The 16,476-nt window shown below is 70.6% G+C and carries 15 protein-coding genes; 12 read left to right on the plus strand and 3 right to left on the minus strand.

Going from position 1 to position 16,476, the window contains the following annotated elements:
* The 9 genes from ACFE71_RS08740 (at position 1) to ACFE71_RS08780 (ending at position 9,205) form a co-directional block, all read left to right on the plus strand.
* Complete coding sequence (locus ACFE71_RS08740) at positions 1-711, plus strand: endonuclease/exonuclease/phosphatase family protein (RefSeq protein WP_375428413.1); 711 nt, start codon at positions 1-3, stop codon at positions 709-711.
* Entirely contained in the window at positions 711-2,981 is a 2,271-nt protein-coding gene (locus tag ACFE71_RS08745; RefSeq protein ID WP_375428414.1) for a patatin-like protein, read from the plus strand. Before ACFE71_RS08740 ends, ACFE71_RS08745 begins: the two co-directional genes overlap by 1 nt.
* A 158-nt stretch (positions 2,982-3,139) precedes the next feature.
* Positions 3,140-3,439 (plus strand): hypothetical protein, encoded by a 300-nt coding sequence (locus ACFE71_RS08750; protein ID WP_375428415.1) that lies wholly within the window; start codon positions 3,140-3,142, stop codon positions 3,437-3,439.
* Positions 3,436-4,110 (plus strand): orotidine-5'-phosphate decarboxylase, encoded by a 675-nt coding sequence (gene pyrF / locus ACFE71_RS08755; RefSeq protein WP_375428416.1) that lies wholly within the window; start codon positions 3,436-3,438, stop codon positions 4,108-4,110. Before ACFE71_RS08750 ends, pyrF begins: the two co-directional genes overlap by 4 nt.
* Positions 4,111-4,117: 7 nt before the next feature.
* Positions 4,118-4,756 carry a phosphoribosylanthranilate isomerase gene (locus ACFE71_RS08760; RefSeq protein ID WP_375428417.1) on the plus strand — a complete coding sequence of 213 codons (639 nt, stop codon included), beginning with the start codon at positions 4,118-4,120 and terminating at the stop codon, positions 4,754-4,756.
* A gap of 44 nt (positions 4,757-4,800) precedes the next feature.
* Complete coding sequence (trpB, locus tag ACFE71_RS08765) at positions 4,801-6,030, plus strand: tryptophan synthase subunit beta (RefSeq protein WP_375428418.1); 1,230 nt, start codon at positions 4,801-4,803, stop codon at positions 6,028-6,030.
* Between the two features lie 44 nt (positions 6,031-6,074).
* The gene (gene trpA, locus ACFE71_RS08770; protein WP_375428419.1) at positions 6,075-6,920 is read left to right on the plus strand and encodes a tryptophan synthase subunit alpha; all 846 of its coding nucleotides are present in this window, start codon (positions 6,075-6,077) and stop codon (positions 6,918-6,920) included.
* On the plus strand, positions 6,917-7,768 hold the full coding sequence (accD, locus tag ACFE71_RS08775; RefSeq protein WP_375428420.1) for an acetyl-CoA carboxylase, carboxyltransferase subunit beta: 852 nt from the start codon (positions 6,917-6,919) through the stop codon (positions 7,766-7,768). Before trpA ends, accD begins: the two co-directional genes overlap by 4 nt.
* A gap of 111 nt (positions 7,769-7,879) precedes the next feature.
* On the plus strand, positions 7,880-9,205 hold the full coding sequence (locus tag ACFE71_RS08780) for a bifunctional folylpolyglutamate synthase/dihydrofolate synthase (RefSeq protein WP_375428421.1): 1,326 nt from the start codon (positions 7,880-7,882) through the stop codon (positions 9,203-9,205).
* Between the two features lies 1 nt (position 9,206).
* On the opposite strand, the gene ACFE71_RS08785 is transcribed toward ACFE71_RS08780, so the two are convergent.
* Together ACFE71_RS08785 and ACFE71_RS08790 are read right to left on the minus strand one after the other, a co-directional pair.
* Positions 9,207-10,538, minus strand: coding sequence for an MFS transporter (locus ACFE71_RS08785; RefSeq protein WP_375428422.1), 1,332 nt, complete (start codon positions 10,536-10,538; stop codon positions 9,207-9,209).
* A gap of 65 nt (positions 10,539-10,603) precedes the next feature.
* Positions 10,604-11,032, minus strand: coding sequence for a response regulator (locus tag ACFE71_RS08790; protein ID WP_375428423.1), 429 nt, complete (start codon positions 11,030-11,032; stop codon positions 10,604-10,606).
* Positions 11,033-11,146: 114 nt separating this feature from the next.
* On the opposite strand from ACFE71_RS08790, the gene ACFE71_RS08795 reads away from it, so the two are divergent.
* Complete coding sequence (locus tag ACFE71_RS08795) at positions 11,147-12,664, plus strand: pseudouridine synthase (protein WP_375428424.1); 1,518 nt, start codon at positions 11,147-11,149, stop codon at positions 12,662-12,664.
* Positions 12,665-12,666: 2 nt separating this feature from the next.
* Positions 12,667-13,206 (plus strand): 16S rRNA (guanine(966)-N(2))-methyltransferase RsmD, encoded by a 540-nt coding sequence (gene rsmD / locus ACFE71_RS08800; RefSeq protein ID WP_375428425.1) that lies wholly within the window; start codon positions 12,667-12,669, stop codon positions 13,204-13,206.
* Here rsmD and ACFE71_RS08805 read toward each other — a convergent pair.
* Positions 13,203-14,843 (minus strand): inorganic phosphate transporter, encoded by a 1,641-nt coding sequence (locus ACFE71_RS08805; RefSeq protein WP_375428426.1) that lies wholly within the window; start codon positions 14,841-14,843, stop codon positions 13,203-13,205. The genes rsmD and ACFE71_RS08805 overlap by 4 nt on opposite strands.
* 72 nt (positions 14,844-14,915) lie before the next feature.
* On the opposite strand from ACFE71_RS08805, the gene ACFE71_RS08810 reads away from it, so the two are divergent.
* Positions 14,916-16,476: ATP-dependent helicase (locus tag ACFE71_RS08810; protein ID WP_375428427.1), on the plus strand; the 1,561-nt coding region annotated here is incomplete at its 3' end.

Genomic DNA, 16,476 nt, shown 5'->3' on the forward strand with positions numbered 1-16,476 from the left:
ATGATGAAGCTCGCCAGCTACAACATGCGCAAAGGCGTCGGCACCGACCGCCGCCGCGACCCCGCCCGCACGCTGCAGGTCCTCCGCGAGATCGACGCGGACGTGATCGCGCTCCAGGAAGCCGACCGCCGCTTCGGTGCGCGCGAGATGGTCATCACCGCACACCTCCTCGCCGAACATAGTGACTGGAAGGCCGTGCCCCTCGCCATGCGCGAACGCTCGATGGGCTGGCATGGCAACGCGCTGCTCGTCCGCAAGTCGGCCGAGATCGTCGGGTGCGGCGCGATCCACCTGCCCGCGCTCGAACCGCGCGGCGCGGTCGTGGCCGACGTGCGGATCGGCGCGGAGTTGGTGCGTGTCGTCGGCATGCACCTCGACCTGTCGGGCCTGTGGCGACGCAAGCAGGCGCATGCGATCCTAGCCCATCTCGACGCCGCGCCCGACCGACCGCCCACCGTCATGATGGGCGACCTGAACAACTGGAGCGCCGCGTCGGGGTGCCTGCGCGATTTCGGCCGCCGCTTCGCCTTCGCCCAGACCGGTCCAAGCTTCCACGCCCGTCATCCCGTCGGCCGCTTAGACCGGATCATGGTGAGCAACGAGCTCCGCGTCGCCGATTGCGGCGTCCACGCCAGCGCCGCCGCGCGGAAGGCCAGCGACCACCTGCCGATCTGGGCCGTCGTGGAGCGCGATGCGCCGCCGTCCGCCTGATGCGCGAGAAGGAGCTCCGCCTCGCGCTCGTCTGCTACGGCGGCATCAGCCTCGCCGTCTACATGCACGGCATCACCAAGGAGGTGTGGCGCCTCGCCGCCGCCAGCCGCGCCCACGCCGAACGCGGCCCCCGATCCGAGGGCGTCCGGGGCGTGTACCAAGACCTGCTCGCCGAGATCGAGGCGACGGCCGACACCCGCCTTCGTGTCCTGGCCGACATCGTCGCCGGTGCCAGCGCGGGCGGCGTCAACGGCGTCTTCCTGGCCCAGGCGATCGCGACCGGCCAGTCGCTCGATCCGCTCACCGACCTTTGGCTCGGCTCGATGGACGTGGAAGCGCTGCTCGATCCCGCCGCCGCACCGACCGGCCGCTTCTCGCGCGTCTGGGCGATCCCCTTCGCCTGGGCCGCGGGACGACGCGGGCTGGAGGGCACGGACCCGGCGGACGCCGACACCCAGACCGAGGTCCGCGCCAACATCTCCCGCTTCGTCCGCTCGCGCTGGTTCGAGCCGCCCTTCGGCGGCGGGGTGCTGACCGGCCTCATCCTCGACGCGCTCGCCGCGATGAAGTCCGGCCCGACCGGCCCTCGGCTGCTTCCCGACGGCCAGCCGCTCGACCTGTTCGTGACCGTGACCGACTTCACCGGTCATCCCGAACGCCTCAGGCTTAATTCCCCGCCCGAGGTGGTGGAGACCGAGCACCGCCTCGTCCTCGATTTCACCGACGGCGGCGACGCGCGCGACACCCTGGCCGACCCCGCCGAACTTGCCTTCGCCGCCCGCGCGACCTCAAGCTTTCCCGGCGCGTTCCCGCCCTTCACCGTCGCCGAACTCGACGGGGTGCTGGCGGAGCGTGGCGCGGACTGGCCCGGCCGCCGCGTCTTCCTCCGCCGCGTGCTCCCCCGTCAGACTGCGGCCGACACGCTGGACACGACCGTGCTGATCGACGGCTCCGTCCTCGCCAACGCACCCTTCGGTCCGGCGGTCGAGGCATTGAAGAACCGCCCCGCCCGACGCGAGGTCGACCGCCGCTTCGTGTTTATCGATCCTACCCCCGGCATCGACCTGCGCGTCGCGCGCGGCGAGGGTCCGCCCGGCTTCTTCCAGACGATCCTCGGCGCGATCACCGACCTGCCCCGCGCCCAGCCGATCCGCGACAACCTCGAGGCGATCGCGGAGCGCTCGGCCCGGATCGAACGCCTGCGCGGCGTCGTCGACACGCTCCGCCCCCGCGTCGAGGAGGAAGTCGCGCGGCTGTTCGGCCATACCTTGTTCCTCAATCGCCCGACGCCCGCTCGCCTCGTCGCCTGGCGTCGGCGGGCGCAGGAGGGGAGCATGGCCGCCGCCGGATTCGCCCACGCCGCCTACGGCCAGCTCAAGATCGTGGCACTGATCGACCAGATCGCCGCGCTTCTCGCCCTGGTCTCGACCGACCCGCGTCCCGAACGCCGCGACGCCATACGTGCCGCGATCACCGCCCAAGTCGCGGAGCGCGGCGTCATGCGCGATCCGTTCGAAGCGCCCGCCATCGACTTCCTACGCACCTTCGACACCGGGTTCCGCATCCGTCGCCTGCGCCTCCTCGCCCGCCGCCTCGCCGAGCTGGAGGCCGGCGGCGACACGCCCGACCTCCCCGGCATGCGCGAGGCGATCTACCGCTCGCTCGCCGGTTATCTCGACCGCCAGCGTCCGTCCGGCCACCTCGACCTTCGCCGCGCGATGCGGCGCGCCCGCGGCGACACCGGCCTGCCGCTGGACGCGCTCGCCGCCTCGCTCGATCTTACCCGCCTCGACGCGGAGACCGATGCCAACCTCGCCGACGCGCTCGCCGCGCTCCCGCGTGAGCCGCGCCGCCAGCTCCTCCTCGCTTATCTCGGCTTTCCCTATTTCGACACCGCCACCCTGCCGCTCCTCCAGGGCGAGGGCCTGGACGAGTTCGACCCGATCAAGGTCGACCGCATCGCCCCCGATGACGCGCGATCCATCCGCGAAGGCGGCGCGGCGGCGACGCTCAAGGGCATCCGCTTCAACAATTTCGGCGCGTTCTTTTCGCGCGCTTACCGCGAGAACGACTATCTGTGGGGTCGCTTGCACGGCGCGGAGCGGATGATCGATATCGTCGTCTCGGCGCTCCCGGATGGCGTCCACCTCGGACCCGGCCGCGTGTCCGCCATCAAGCGCGCCGCCTTTCACGCCATCCTCGGCGAGGAGGAGGACCGCCTAACCGCCATCCCCACGCTCTTCGAGACGCTCCGCCGCGAGATCGGCTGAACGCCACCCCTCCCGTCACCCCGGACCTGATCCGGGGTCCCGCTGTTCTGAAGAGGGCGAATCGCGAGAAACGAGATGCCGGATCGAGTCTGGCGTGACGGAGGGGGTAGTACCCTCCCGCAGGTGACAAGCTTCCTACCCCGCGCTAACCCCGCCTCATGCAGTTCCTGAAAACCCTTTTCTGGTGCCTGCTCGCCTTCGTCGCGGCGCTGTTCACCTATGGCAACTGGTTCAGCGTTCCCGTTCGGCTGTGGAGCAACATCATCGCCGACGTGAACCTGCCCTTCTTACTGCTCCTGGTCTTCCTCGCCGGCTTCGTCCCCGCGCTGCTCTGGGGCCAGACGGTCGGCTGGCGCCTGCGTCAGCGCCTGACCCAGGCCGAACGCGTCGCCTACGCCCCGACCCCGTCGATCCCGGCATCCACGCCCGCCCCGGTCGTCGAGGACGCGCCGGCATGAGCAACCGAATCTTCGTCGCGCTCGACACGCCCAAGCTCGACGACGCGCTCCGCATCGCCGCCCGCGTCCGCGATCATGTCGGCGGCGTGAAGCTCGGCCTCGAATTCTTCTGCGCCAACGGCCATGCGGGCGTCCATAAGGTCTCGGAGCTCGGCCTGCCGATCTTCCTTGACCTCAAGCTCCACGACATCCCCAACACCGTCGCCAAGGCCGTCCAGGCGTTAGGCCCCCTCGCGCCCGCGATCCTCACCGTCCACGCCGCCGGCGGCCGCGCGATGCTGGAGGACGCGAAAGCCGCCGCCCCCACCGGCACCAAGGTCGTCGCGGTCACGATGCTCACCAGCCTCGACGCGACCGATCTCGCCGACACCGGCGTCATCGGCTCGCCCCACGACCATGTCGCCCGCTTGGCCGACCTCGCGCACGAAGCCGGGATCGACGGCATCGTGTGCGCCGGCACCGAGGTCGCCGCCGCCAAGGCCCGCTGGCCGATCGGCTTCTTCGTCGTCCCCGGCGTCCGCCCGGCGGACGGCGCGGTCGGCGATCAAAAGCGCGTCGTCACGCCGCGCCAGGCCGCGGACGCGGGCGCGTCGGTCCTGGTGATTGGTCGTCCGATCACGCAGGCCGACGACCCGGACGCGGCCGCGCGGGCCATAGCCGGCACATTGTAGAGCACCTATGCCCACCACCGCCAAGATCTGCGGGCTATCCACGCCTACGACCCTCGACGCCGCCGTCGCGGGTGGCGCGAGCCATGTCGGCCTCAACTTCTTCGCGCCCTCGCCGCGCCATGTCGATTTCGAGCAAGCCGCCGGTCTGGCCGCGCGCACGCCTCCACACGTCGCCCGTGTGGGCGTTTTCGTCGACCCCACCGACGAGCTTATCGACCACGCCGTCGCCGCAGGTCGGCTCGACGCCGTCCAGCTCCATGACACCGCGCCCGACCGCGCCGCCGCCATCCGCGCCCGCACGCGACTGGAGGTCTGGGCCGCGATCCCCATCCGCACCCGCGCCGATCTCGACGGCGCACGCCGCTACGCGCAAGCCGCAGACCGCCTGCTCTACGACGCCAAGACCCCGCCCGGATCGGCGCTCCCCGGCGGCATGGGCGTCCGCTTCGACTGGGCGCTCCTCGACGGCTTCCGGCACCCGCTCCCCTGGGCGCTGTCGGGCGGGCTCGACCCCGCCAACGTCGCCGACGCGATCCGCCGTACCGGAGCCGCGCTGGTCGATGTCTCGTCGGGCGTGGAAAGCGGGCCGGGGGTGAAGGAGCGCGACCGGATCGCCGCCTTCCTGGTCGCTGTCGAAGGAGCTTGACCCGCTCGGCTCGACTTGGGGCCGCACGGTGCTAAACGCCCTCCATGAACGCCCCCAATACCTTCCGCGCCCAGCCCGACGAACGCGGCCATTTCGGCGAGTATGGCGGCCGCTACGTCGCCGAAACGCTGATGCCGCTCGTCCTCGACCTTGACCGCGAGTACCGCGCCGCCAAGTCCGACCCCGCCTTCGCCGCCGAGTTCGACGACCTGCTCGAACATTACGTCGGTCGCCCCAGCCCGCTCTACTATGCCGAGCGCCTGACCGACCTCCTGCGCGAGAGCGCGCCCGACGGCATGGGAGCCCAGGTCTGGTTCAAGCGTGACGAACTGAACCACACCGGCGCGCACAAGATCAACAATTGCGTCGGCCAGATCCTGCTCGCCAGGCGGATGGGCAAGACCCGCATCATCGCGGAAACGGGCGCGGGCCAGCACGGCGTCGCGACCGCCACCGTCTGCGCGCGCTTCGGCCTGCCCTGCACGATCTTCATGGGCGCGCGCGATATCGAGCGGCAACAGCCCAACGTCTTCCGCATGAAGCTGCTCGGCGCCGAGGTCCGCCCCGTCACCAGCGGGGCGCGCACGCTCAAGGACGCGATGAATGAGGCGCTCCGCGACTGGGTCGCCAATGTCCACGACACCTTTTACATCATCGGCACCGCCGCCGGCCCGCATCCCTATCCCGAGCTTGTCCGCGACTTTCAATCGGTGATCGGCCGCGAAGCGCGCGAACAAATGCTCCGGCGCACCGGCAAGCTTCCCGACCTCCTGGTCGCCGCGATCGGCGGCGGGTCGAACGCGATCGGGCTGTTCCACCCGTTCCTCGACGACGTGGAGGTGGCGATGCTCGGCGTCGAGGCGGCCGGCCACGGCCTCCACGACCAGCACGCCGCGAGCCTCGCGGGCGGCTCCCCCGGCGTCCTCCACGGCAACCGCACCTACCTGCTCCAGGACGAGGACGGCCAGATCGACGAAGCGCACTCGATCTCCGCCGGGCTCGACTATCCCGGCATCGGCCCCGAGCACGCCTGGCTCAAGGACATCGGCCGCGTGGAGTACACGTCCGCCACCGACCAAGAGGCGCTGGACGCCTTCCAGCTCCTCTGCCGGATCGAAGGCATCATCCCCGCGCTCGAGCCCGCCCACGCCATCGCCGCCGTGACGAAACGCGCCCGCGAGATGCGCCGCGACCAAGTCATCCTCGCCAATTTGTGCGGTCGCGGCGACAAGGACATCTTCACCGTCGCCGATGCGCTCGGGGTGACGATGTGACTCTCCCCTCCCGCTTGCGGGAGGGGTCGGGGGAGTGCCTGTCGATGGCCCGAACCTCTCCGCCCCTCCCCCGGCCCCTCCCGCAGGCGGGAAGGGAGCGCCTCGCCGCCGCCTTCGCCCGCGAGCACCCCGCGCTCGTCGCCTTCATCACCGCCGGCGACCCCTCGCCCGCCGCCACCCCCGCCATCCTCGACGCGCTCGTCGCTGGCGGGGCGGACGTGGTCGAGCTCGGCATGCCCTTCACCGATCCGATGGCGGACGGTCCCGCCATCCAGGCCGCGAATCTCCGCAGCCTCGCCGCCGGCACCAAGACCGCGCATATACTCGACCTCGCGCGCGGCTTTCGCGAGCGGCATCCGGACGTGCCGCTCGTGCTGATGGGTTACGCCAACCCGATGCTCCGCCGCGGTCCCGAATGGTTCGCCGAGCAATCGGTGGACGCGGGCGTCGACGGCGTGATCTGCGTCGACGTCCCGCCCGAGGAGGACGACAGGCTCGGCCCCGCCCTCCGCGCGCACGGCATCGCGACCGTCCGCCTCGCCACCCCCACCACCGACGACCGCCGCCTTCCCACCGTCCTTGAAGGCGCGAGCGGCTTCCTCTATTACGTCTCCGTTGCGGGCATCACCGGCCTGCAACAGGCCGCGCAAGGCTCGATCGAAGGCGCCGTCGCGCGCCTGAAAGCCGCCACCCATCTCCCCGTCGCGGTCGGCTTTGGCATCCGCACCCCCGAACAGGCCGCCGCCGTCGCCCGTGTCGCCGACGGCGTCGTGGTCGGCTCGGCGATCGTCGACCTCGTGGCCGAACACGGCGCGACCGCCCCCGGTCCCATCACCGCCTATCTCCGGTCGCTCAAGGCCGCGATTGCCTCCGCGAAGGTCCCCGCATGAGCTGGCTCAACTCCGTCCGCAACGCGCTCCCCTTCGTCGCCAAGCGCGAGACCACCGACACCCTCTGGCACAAATGCAAGGGTTGTGGGCAGATGGTGTTCACCAAGGAGCTGGCCGAGAACGACCATGTCTGCCCGCGCTGCGACCATCACGAGCGCATCGGCCCCGCCGAACGCTTCCGCATGCTCCTTGATGAGGGCTCGATCCGCCCGATCGCCGCCCCCAAGGTCGTCGAGGACCCGCTCCGCTTCCGCGACACCAAACGCTACACCGACCGCCTCCGGGCGGCGCGCGCCGAGAACAGCGAGGTCGACGCGCTCGTCAATGCGAAGGGCTGCATCCACGGCCACCCCGTCATCCTGGGTATCCAGGATTTCGCCTTTATGGGCGGTTCGATGGGCTTGGCGGTCGGCGAAGCCTTCGTGCGCGGCGTCGAGAACGCGATCCGCGAACGTTGCCCCTACGTCGTCTTCACCGCGAGCGGCGGCGCGCGCATGCAGGAGGGCATCCTGTCGCTCATGCAGATGCCCCGCACCACCGTCGCGATCCACATGCTCCATGACGCCGGCCTGCCCTATATCGTCGTCCTCACCGATCCGACCTCGGGCGGGGTCATGGCCGCCTACGCGATGCTCGGCGACGTCCAGATCGCCGAGCCCAAGGCCACCCTCGCCTTCACCGGCCGCCGCGTGATCGAGAACACCATCCGCGAAAAGCTCCCCGACGATTTCCAGACCAGCGAGTATTATCTCGAACACGGCCTGATCGACATGGTCGTCCACCGCCGCGACCTGAAGGAACGGCTCGCGACGGTGATCGGCTATCTGACGCAAGCCAGGGCCGCTTAGTTCTCCCTCTCTCCTCCGGGGAGAGGGTCGGGGAGAGGGGCCGAGCAGAGGACCGGGCTTTGAACGGCCCCTCTCCCCGGCCCTCTCCCAATTCATGGGAGAGGGAGAAGAATGCCCGACCACGCCCGCTCGACCGACCCCGCCGTCCAGGCGCAGCTCGACCGCCTGACCCTGCTCTCCCCCGGCGCCGATGTACTCGGCCTCGACCGCATCACCCGCCTCCTCGCCCGCTTAGGCGACCCGCACCGGCACTTGCCCCCCGTGCTTCACGTCGCCGGCACCAACGGCAAGGGTTCCACCTGCGCCTTCCTCCGCGCCGCGATCGAGGCCGCCGGGCACGAGGTCCACGTCTATACCAGCCCCCACCTCGTCCGCTTCAACGAACGCATTCGCATCGCCGGCCGCCTGATCGACGACGTCGCCCTCGCCGCTCTCCTCGCCGAAGTCCTCGACGCCGCTGAAAAAGAGAGGGCCGACGGCCTCGACGCCAGCTTCTTCGAGATCACCACCGCCGCCGCGTTCCTGGCCTTCGCCCGCACCCCCGCCGCCGCCTGCGTGATCGAGGTCGGCCTGGGCGGCCGCCTCGACGCGACCAACGTCCTGACCGACCCGGCCGCGACCGGCATCGCCGCGCTCGGCATCGATCACCAGTCCTTCCTCGGCGACACCGCCGCCCAGATCGCCCGCGAAAAGGCCGGCATCGCCAAGCCCGGCCGCCCGCTGATCACCCTCGCCTACCCGCCCGACATCGCCGCCGCCGTGGCGGACGTCGCGCAGGTGCCGGTTCTCATGGCCGGTCGCGACTGGCGCTTTCAAGCCCGGGACGACAGCCTCCTCCACACCGGCCCAAACCATGCGCTCACCACCCCCCTCCCGGCGCTCCCCGGCGATCACCAGCATGCCAACCTCGCCCTCGCCGTCGCGATGCTCCGCCACCAGGATCGCATCCCCGTCCCCGACGCCGCGCTCCGGGCCGCCGCCACGTCAGCCCGCTGGCCCGCCCGCATGCAGCGACTCCGCCCCGGCCCGCTCACCGCCCTCCTCCCCGCCGGAGCCGAATTATGGCTCGACGGCGGCCATAACGAGGATGCCGCCGCCGCGATCGCCCCCGTGATCGCAAGCGCCGCACGGGGCCGCCCCCTAAACCTCGTGGTCGGCCTCCTCGCCAACAAGGACGCTCTCGGCATCCTCCGCCACCTCGCGCCACGAGCGACCTCGCTCACCGCCGTCTCCATCCCCGACCACGCGCATCACGACCCGGCCGACCTCGCCCGCACCTCGCAAGAGCTTGGCCTGACCGTAACGACCGCACGAGACGTGACCGCCGCCCTGACCGGCATCGCGGCGTTTGGAGGTGAACCGCCCGTCATCCTCATCGCCGGCTCGCTTTACCTCGCCGGCGCGGTGCTCGCCGCCAACGACGAGCTCCCCGACTGAGCTAGGTCTCTTCCCCCGCCCGCGCGTCGCCCGGCCCGTCCACGCCCGCCGACCCGATCGAGCCGTCCACCAGCCCCGTCCGCGCCATCCACCAGAACAGCGCCACCCCCGGCAACGCCACGACCGTCGTCAGTAGATAGAACTGCACATACCCGAACCGCTCGACGATCGCCCCCGCGCTCACAGCCGTCAACACGCGCCCGACCACGCTCGACGCCGCCGAGATCAGCGCATATTGCGCCGCCGTGAAGCGCAGGTCGCAAAGCGCCGCGAAGTACGCGATCACCGTCACCCCGCCGATCCCGCTGGCGATGTTCTCGAACCCGATCGCCGCCGCCAGCCCCCAGTTGCTGTGCCCCGCGGCCGCCAGCCACGCGAAGCTCGCGTTCGACACCGCCATCAGCACCAGGCTGATCAGCACTGACCGCTTCAGCCCCAACCGCGTATAGATCGCGCCGCCGATGAAGATGCCGACCAGATACGCCCAGAAGCCGATGCCGACATCGTAGATCGCGATCTCGTCGTTGGTGAACCCCAGGTCGTTCAGCATCAGCCGCAGCACGATTTGCCCCAGCGTATCGCCGATTTTATGGATCAGGATGAACAGCAGCACCGTCGCCGCCCCGTGCCGCCGGAAGAACTCGGTGAACGGCCCGACGATCGACGCCCACAACTCGCCCGCCCCGCGCCGCACCACCGCCGCCCGGTGCCGCGGTGGCTCGCCGAGCAGCAGTCCCGTCAGCATCGCCGGCAGCGCGAACGACGCGCAGGCCAAATACGCCCCCGTCCACCCGATCCGCGCCGCGAGCACCAGCGCCAGCGACGCGGCCGCCACCGACCCGATCCGCCAGCCATATTGCGTCATCCCCGACCCGACGCCCAGCTGGTATGGTTTCAGCGTCTCGATCCGGTAGGCGTCGATGACGATGTCGTACGTCGCCCCCGCGACCCCGACCAGGATAGCCGCCGTGATCGTCGCGCCTAGGTCTGTCGCCGGATCGACCAGCGCCAGGTTCACCACGGCCGCGATCGCCAGCGCGCCCGCGAACACCAGCCACGACACGCGCTGCCCCAACCGCCCCAGCACCGGCAATCGCACCCCGTCGACCATCCAAGCCCATAACGGTTTCAGGTTGTAGACCAGGAACCCCAGCGTGAACGCGGTGATCGTCTTCTTGTCGAGCCCGTCCTGCGCCAGCCGCGTCGTCAGCGTCGCCCCGATCATCGCATACGGAAAGCCGGACGACACGCCCAACGCGAACGCCGCCAACGGCTCGCGCTCGAGATACGGCCGCACGCCGTCGACCCAACTTCCGCTACGCTCCACGCTCACTCCCCGCCCGGCACGGCGGCGACCCTAGACGGATTCGGCGGAAGGGTAAGCCTCGAACTGCCGCGCTAGACCCGCTCGAACAGCCGCAACCCCGCCGGCATCCGTCTGGGCGCCCGGCCGTCGGCGGCGGCCTCCACCGCCTCGATCGCCGCCAGCAGGTCGCGTTGGCGATACGGCTTGTCCAGGCATCCCGCCGCGAATGCCTGCGCCTCGGGCGGGCAGTTCCCCGTCACGAACAACGCCGGGATCGCGCGCGCGAACGCCGCCCGCGCCACGTCCAGCCCGGTGCCGTCGGTCAGGTTGACGTCGACCAGCACTAAATCGATCGACTTGCCGCTCGCGATGCACTCGACCGCGTCCGATACCCGGTCGGTGGTCGCCACAATCGTGTATCCCGCCTCCGCCAGCACATGCTCATTGTCGAATGCCACCAGCGGCTCGTCCTCGACGAGCAACAGCTTCTCGATCCGGCGCTTCCGTTTCCCGAACAGCATGCCCGCGCACCCCTTCGCGCGACGCCCGCCACGCTTGACGGAATTAACGTGGATCGGGTCGATCCGACGCAAATAAAAATGCTTAACCGCCCAATCCTCTGTATCGCGCGCCGGATGGCCGATGAACCCAAACCGGAACAGCGTATCGCCAAGCTCCTCGCCCGCGCTGGCATCGCGTCGCGGCGCGAGATCGAACGCATGATCGCCGACGGCCGCATCGCGCTCGACGGCCGCGTGCTCGACACCCCCGCCACCCTGCTCCGCTCGCTTCACGGCGTCGCCGTCGACGGCCAGCCTGTCGCCGCGCCCCCGCCCGCGCAGTTGTTTCTCTATCACAAGCCCCCCGGCCTGCTCGTCACCGAACACGATCCCGCCGGTCGCCCGATCATCTACGACCGGCTCCCGGACGACCTCCCCCGCCTCGTCCCCGTCGGCCGCCTCGACCTCGCGACCGAAGGACTCCTCCTCCTCACCACCGACGGCGGCCTCAAACGCCAGCTCGAGCTCCCCGCGACCGGCGTCGAGCGCGCCTACCGCGCCCGCACCTACGGCGAGATCAGCCAGGAGCGGCTGGAGGAGCTGATCGAGGGCATCGAGATCGACGGCATCCGCTACGGCCCAATCGACGCCAACCTCGAACGCCGCACCGGCGCGAATACCTGGATCGAACTGATCCTGACGGAGGGCAAGAACCGCGAGGTCCGCCGCGTCCTCGAACATCTCGGCCTCCAGGTCAGCCGCCTGCTGCGCACCCGCTACGGCCCGTTCCTGCTCGGTGACTTGAAACCCGGCGAGATCGGCGAAGTCCGCCAGCACGACCTCGTCGCCTTCCGCAAGACGCTCGGCAAACCCGCCGACCGCGCCGACACGATCACCGTCGATGCGCGCGCCGCGGGCGGCCGCACTCGATCTTCGCAGACTGAACAACCCGCCGCCAGACCCGTGCGGTCGACCGCCGCCTCACGCACCGATCCTCCTCGAACTCGCGTCGGAGAGTGGGAACGCCCGGCGAAGTCGGGCGGTGGAGGAGCAAGCGCCGCCCGCGACATGCGCCGTCCACCTCCCCCGGACCCGCGCCGCAAGCCGACCGACCGACGGCCCGAACCGGGCCAGCGCGCGCACTCTGCTCGCGACGCATCCCGGCCGACCCGACCCGCCCGCGCCGACGACCGGGCCGATCGCCCGCAACGCGCCGCGCCCGCTCGCGGCCAACGCACCGACGACCGCCGCCCCGCCCGCGCCGACGCCCGACCACCCAAGGCGGCCCGGCCCGACGACCGCCCGCAACGCCCGACCCGAGCCGCCCCGACCGAAACCGGACCCGGACGCCGGGGCCGGTCCGACCGCGACGCACCCCGTCCCGTTCGAGTGGCCTCGCCATCGACTTCGCGCGCGAAGACCGACGAACGCGCCCGCCCGCCAAGGCCTAGCCAGGGCGACGACCGCCGCCGCCCGTCCGACGACCTCGCCGATCGACGCCCACCCCGCTCGTCCCCGGACCGCTCGGACGCATCTCGCGACCGTCCCGCGCGCACCCCGTCCGCGCGCGGCAAGGGCCCGCCCCGCGAGTCCGGCAAACCCCCCGCCTTCCCCCGCCCCGGCGGCGGCGGGCGTGGTCCGACCAAGCGCTGACGATGCGCGTCATCGCCGGCAAGTGGCGCGGCCGCCGTCTCGTAGCGCCCAAGGGCGAGGCCACCCGGCCCACCGCCGACCGCACCCGCGAGGCGCTGTTCTCCATGCTTACCGCCCGCCTGGGCTCCTTCGACGACCTCGCGGTCGCCGACTTCTTCGCCGGCTCGGGCGCGCTCGGCCTCGAGGCCTTGTCGCGCGGCGCCGCGTCATGCCTGTTCGTCGAACAGGACGGCCCCGCCCTCGACGCGCTGCGCGCCAACCTCGCCAAGCTCGGCGCGACCGGAGACGTCCGCGCTTCCTCGGTCCTGGCGCTCGGCCCCGCCCGCGCCGCGCCCGACTTGATCCTGATGGACCCGCCCTACGGCACCGGCGCGGGGGTAGTCGCGCTCGACAAGCTGTCCCGCCTCGGCTGGACTACCCCCGCCACCTGGGTCAGCATCGAAACGGGCAAGGCGGAGACCGTTGCGGTGGACGGCTTCCAGATCGACGCCGAACGCGTCCACGGCAAGGCCAAGCTGACGTTGCTACGACCGACCGACTAGCCGCCGAACCCCCGCACAAGCTGCAGGAATACCCAATACAAACCGCCCGATAGCGCCATCGTCGCCGGCAGCGTCACCACCCACGCCAACGCCATGTTGCGCACCGTGCGCCCCTGCAGCCCCGCCCCGTTCGCCACGCTCGCCCCCGCCACGCCCGACGTCAGGATGTGCGTCGTCGACACTGGCAGTCCGAACCGCTCCGCCAGCAGGATCGTCGACGCCGCCATCAACTCCGCCGACGCGCCCATGCCGTACGTCATGTGCGTCTTGCCGATCTTCTCGCCGACCGTGACGACGATCCGCTTCCAGCCGACCATCGTGCCCAGCCCCAGCGCCAGCGCGACCGCAACCTTGACCCAGGTCGGGATATACCGCGTGCCGCCCTGCAGTTCCCCGACATACGCGTCGACCGCATCCCGTTCCGGCCCGGCGAGCGCGTCCGCGCCCTTCGCCTTCGCGACCAGCTTGGCCGTGTCGGTCAACAGGTACATGTCGTTGCGCACGGCCTGGGTAGCCTGCGCCGGCACCTGAGCGATCGATCCGTGCGTACTTACCTGCTCGCGCACCGAAGCCGACATCGCGCCCATCGCCGCGAACGTCCTCGGATCGCTCACCGCCCGCGCCCTGAGCGCGCCCGTGAGCACCCCGCGCGCCTCCTCGACCGGCAACATCGCGCCGCTGGCCCGCCGCGCGAACACGCCCTCCGCCGCGCTCGACGCCTGGACGAACGCGGGCGTATCGCTCGCCGATCCCGTCCGGTTGAGCGCGTAGGCGGTCGGCGCGCACCCGATCAGGATGAGCATGATCAGCCCCATCCCCTTCTGCCCGTCATTCCCGCCATGCGCGAACGACACGGCCGTGCATGTCCCGATCAATAGCGCGCGAATGCCCCGCGGCGGCGGCGCGTCGCCGCCGGGCTCGCGGAACAGCGCCGGGTTCCGCGCCACCCGCTGCAGCACCTTGAGCAGGATGTACGCCCCAATGAACCCGATCACCGGCGCCAGCAGCAACCCCGTCAGCACCTTGCGCGCCTGCTCGACATCGACCCCCGCCGTCCCTGACGCTCCGGCCGACAGTAACTGGTTCGCCAGCCCAACGCCCAGGATCGACCCGATCAGCGCATGGCTCGACGAGTTGGGCAGCCCCACATACCAGGTCGCGAGGTTCCACCCGATCGCCGCGAGGAGCAGCGCGAAGATCATCGCGAACCCCGCCCCCGACCCGATATTGAGGATCAGGTCGACCGGCAGCAGCGAGATGATCGCATAGGCGACCGCCCCCGACGACAGCATCACCCCCAAGAAGTTCCACACACCCGACCACACCACCGCCAACGGCGCGGGCATCGACCGCGTATAGATGACGGTCGCCACCGCGTTGGCGGTATCGTGGAACCCGTTCACGAACTCGAACCCCAGCGCGATCAGCAACGCGAGCGCGAGGAAGAACAGCGTCCCAACCGCCACCGTCTCGCCGACCGACGACGTGTCCGACCAGATCCCGTACGCCGCATAGGCGAGCCCGCCGAACAGCGCCGCCGCGAAGCCGATACGCCCCGCGAGTCCGAACCCGTCGTCGAGCCGCGGTCCGCGCGCGCGCGAGACCGACTCCCCGCCGGTGAAAGCCGTTGTCGCCATGATCATTCCGCCCTGCCCCGAGACGGTGACGCTTTGATGACAAATCGATGAAGGTCGCTCGCGTGTCGCGGCATGGGACGGTTGCCCTGCCCGCCCGCGTTCCCTAGCTGTTCGCGCGTGAACCAGCCCGCCACCCTCCCGTCCGACCCGCCCTATCTCCGCGGCCTCAACCCCCAGCAGCGCGACGCCGTGCTGACCACCGACGGCCCCGTCCTGATCATCGCGGGCGCGGGCACCGGCAAGACCGCCGCGCTCACCGCGCGCCTCGCCCACCTCCTCTTCACCCGCAAGGCCTACCCCTCCGAGATCCTGAGCGTCACCTTCACCAACAAGGCCGCCCGCGAGATGCGCGAGCGCGTCGGCCGCCTCGTCGGGGACGCCGTCGAGGGCATGCCCTGGCTCGGCACCTTCCACGCGATCGGCGCGAAGATGCTCCGTCGCCACGCCGAGCTCGTCGGGCTCCAGTCGAACTTCAGCATCCTCGACACCGACGACCAGCTCCGCCTCATGAAGCAGCTCATCCTCGCCGCCGACATCGACGAGAAGCGCTTCCCCGCGCGCAGCCTCGCAGGGCTCATCGACGGCTGGAAGAACAAGGGCCTGTCCCCTGGCGATATCGACGCGGGCGAGGCCGAACGCTACGCCAACGGTCGCGGCCAGGAACTCTACGCCCAGTACCAGGCACGCCTGAAAGCCGTGAACGCCTGCGACTTCGGCGACCTCCTCCTCCACATGCTCGTGGTCCTGAAAACCCACCGCGAGGTGCTCGAGCTCTATCAGCAACGCTTCCGCTACATCATGGTCGACGAGTATCAGGACACCAACAGCGTCCAGTATCTCTGGCTCCGCCTCCTCGCGCAGGAACGCCGCAACATCGCCTGCGTCGGCGACGACGATCAGTCGATCTACAGCTGGCGCGGCGCGCAGGTGGAGAACATCCTCCGCTTCGAGCGCGACTTCCCCGGCGCCAAGGTCATCCGGCTCGAGCAGAACTACCGCTCCACCCCTCACATCCTCGCCGCCGCGTCGGGCGTCATCGCCCACAATGGCGGTCGCCTCGGCAAGGAACTGTGGACCGAGCTCGACGCGGGCGAGAAGGTCAAGGTGCTCGGCGTCTGGGACGGCCCCGAAGAAGCGCGTCGCGTGGGGGAAGAGATCGAAGCCTCAAGCCGCGAGGGCAAGTCGCTCGACGAGATGGCCATCCTCGTCCGCGCCTCGCACCAGACGCGCGAGTTCGAGGACCGCTTCATCGCCATCGGCCTCGCCTACAAGATCGTCGGCGGCTTCCGCTTCTACGAACGCGCCGAGATCCGCGACGCGCTCGCCTATCTGCGCGTCGTCAACCAGCCCGCCGACGACCTGGCGTTCGAACGCATCGTCAATGTCCCCAAGCGCGGGCTGGGCGACAAGGCGGTGGCGCGCATCCACCAGCTCGCCCGCTCGTCGGGCGCCCCGCTGACGGTCGCCGCCGCCCGCATCCTCGACACCGACGAGCTGACCGGCGCGGCCCGCAAGTCGCTCGGCCGCTTGGTCGGCGACATCGCCCGCTGGCGCGACATGGCGAACGAACTGCCCCACCCCGAACTCGCCCGCCAGCTCCTCGACGAGTGCGGCTACACCGCCATGCTCCAGG

It is taken from the genome of uncultured Sphingomonas sp. (genome assembly GCF_964237155.1).
Lineage (GTDB): Bacteria > Pseudomonadota > Alphaproteobacteria > Sphingomonadales > Sphingomonadaceae > Sphingomonas.

What these genes read in the sequence shown, in the direction of transcription:
- ACFE71_RS08740 (WP_375428413.1), top strand. Translation starts at nt 1, where the DNA reads ATGATGAAGCTCGCCAGCTACAACATGCGCAAAGGCGTCGGCACCGAC.
- ACFE71_RS08745 (WP_375428414.1), top strand. Translation starts at nt 711, where the DNA reads ATGCGCGAGAAGGAGCTCCGCCTCGCGCTCGTCTGCTACGGCGGCATC.
- ACFE71_RS08750 (WP_375428415.1), top strand. Translation starts at nt 3,140, where the DNA reads ATGCAGTTCCTGAAAACCCTTTTCTGGTGCCTGCTCGCCTTCGTCGCG.
- pyrF (WP_375428416.1), top strand. Translation starts at nt 3,436, where the DNA reads ATGAGCAACCGAATCTTCGTCGCGCTCGACACGCCCAAGCTCGACGAC.
- ACFE71_RS08760 (WP_375428417.1), top strand. Translation starts at nt 4,118, where the DNA reads ATGCCCACCACCGCCAAGATCTGCGGGCTATCCACGCCTACGACCCTC.
- trpB (WP_375428418.1), top strand. Translation starts at nt 4,801, where the DNA reads ATGAACGCCCCCAATACCTTCCGCGCCCAGCCCGACGAACGCGGCCAT.
- trpA (WP_375428419.1), top strand. Translation starts at nt 6,075, where the DNA reads ATGGCCCGAACCTCTCCGCCCCTCCCCCGGCCCCTCCCGCAGGCGGGA.
- accD (WP_375428420.1), top strand. Translation starts at nt 6,917, where the DNA reads ATGAGCTGGCTCAACTCCGTCCGCAACGCGCTCCCCTTCGTCGCCAAG.
- ACFE71_RS08780 (WP_375428421.1), top strand. Translation starts at nt 7,880, where the DNA reads ATGCCCGACCACGCCCGCTCGACCGACCCCGCCGTCCAGGCGCAGCTC.
- ACFE71_RS08790 (WP_375428423.1), bottom strand. Translation starts at nt 11,032, where the DNA reads ATGCTGTTCGGGAAACGGAAGCGCCGGATCGAGAAGCTGTTGCTCGTC.
- ACFE71_RS08795 (WP_375428424.1), top strand. Translation starts at nt 11,147, where the DNA reads ATGGCCGATGAACCCAAACCGGAACAGCGTATCGCCAAGCTCCTCGCC.
- rsmD (WP_375428425.1), top strand. Translation starts at nt 12,667, where the DNA reads ATGCGCGTCATCGCCGGCAAGTGGCGCGGCCGCCGTCTCGTAGCGCCC.
- ACFE71_RS08805 (WP_375428426.1), bottom strand. Translation starts at nt 14,843, where the DNA reads ATGGCGACAACGGCTTTCACCGGCGGGGAGTCGGTCTCGCGCGCGCGC.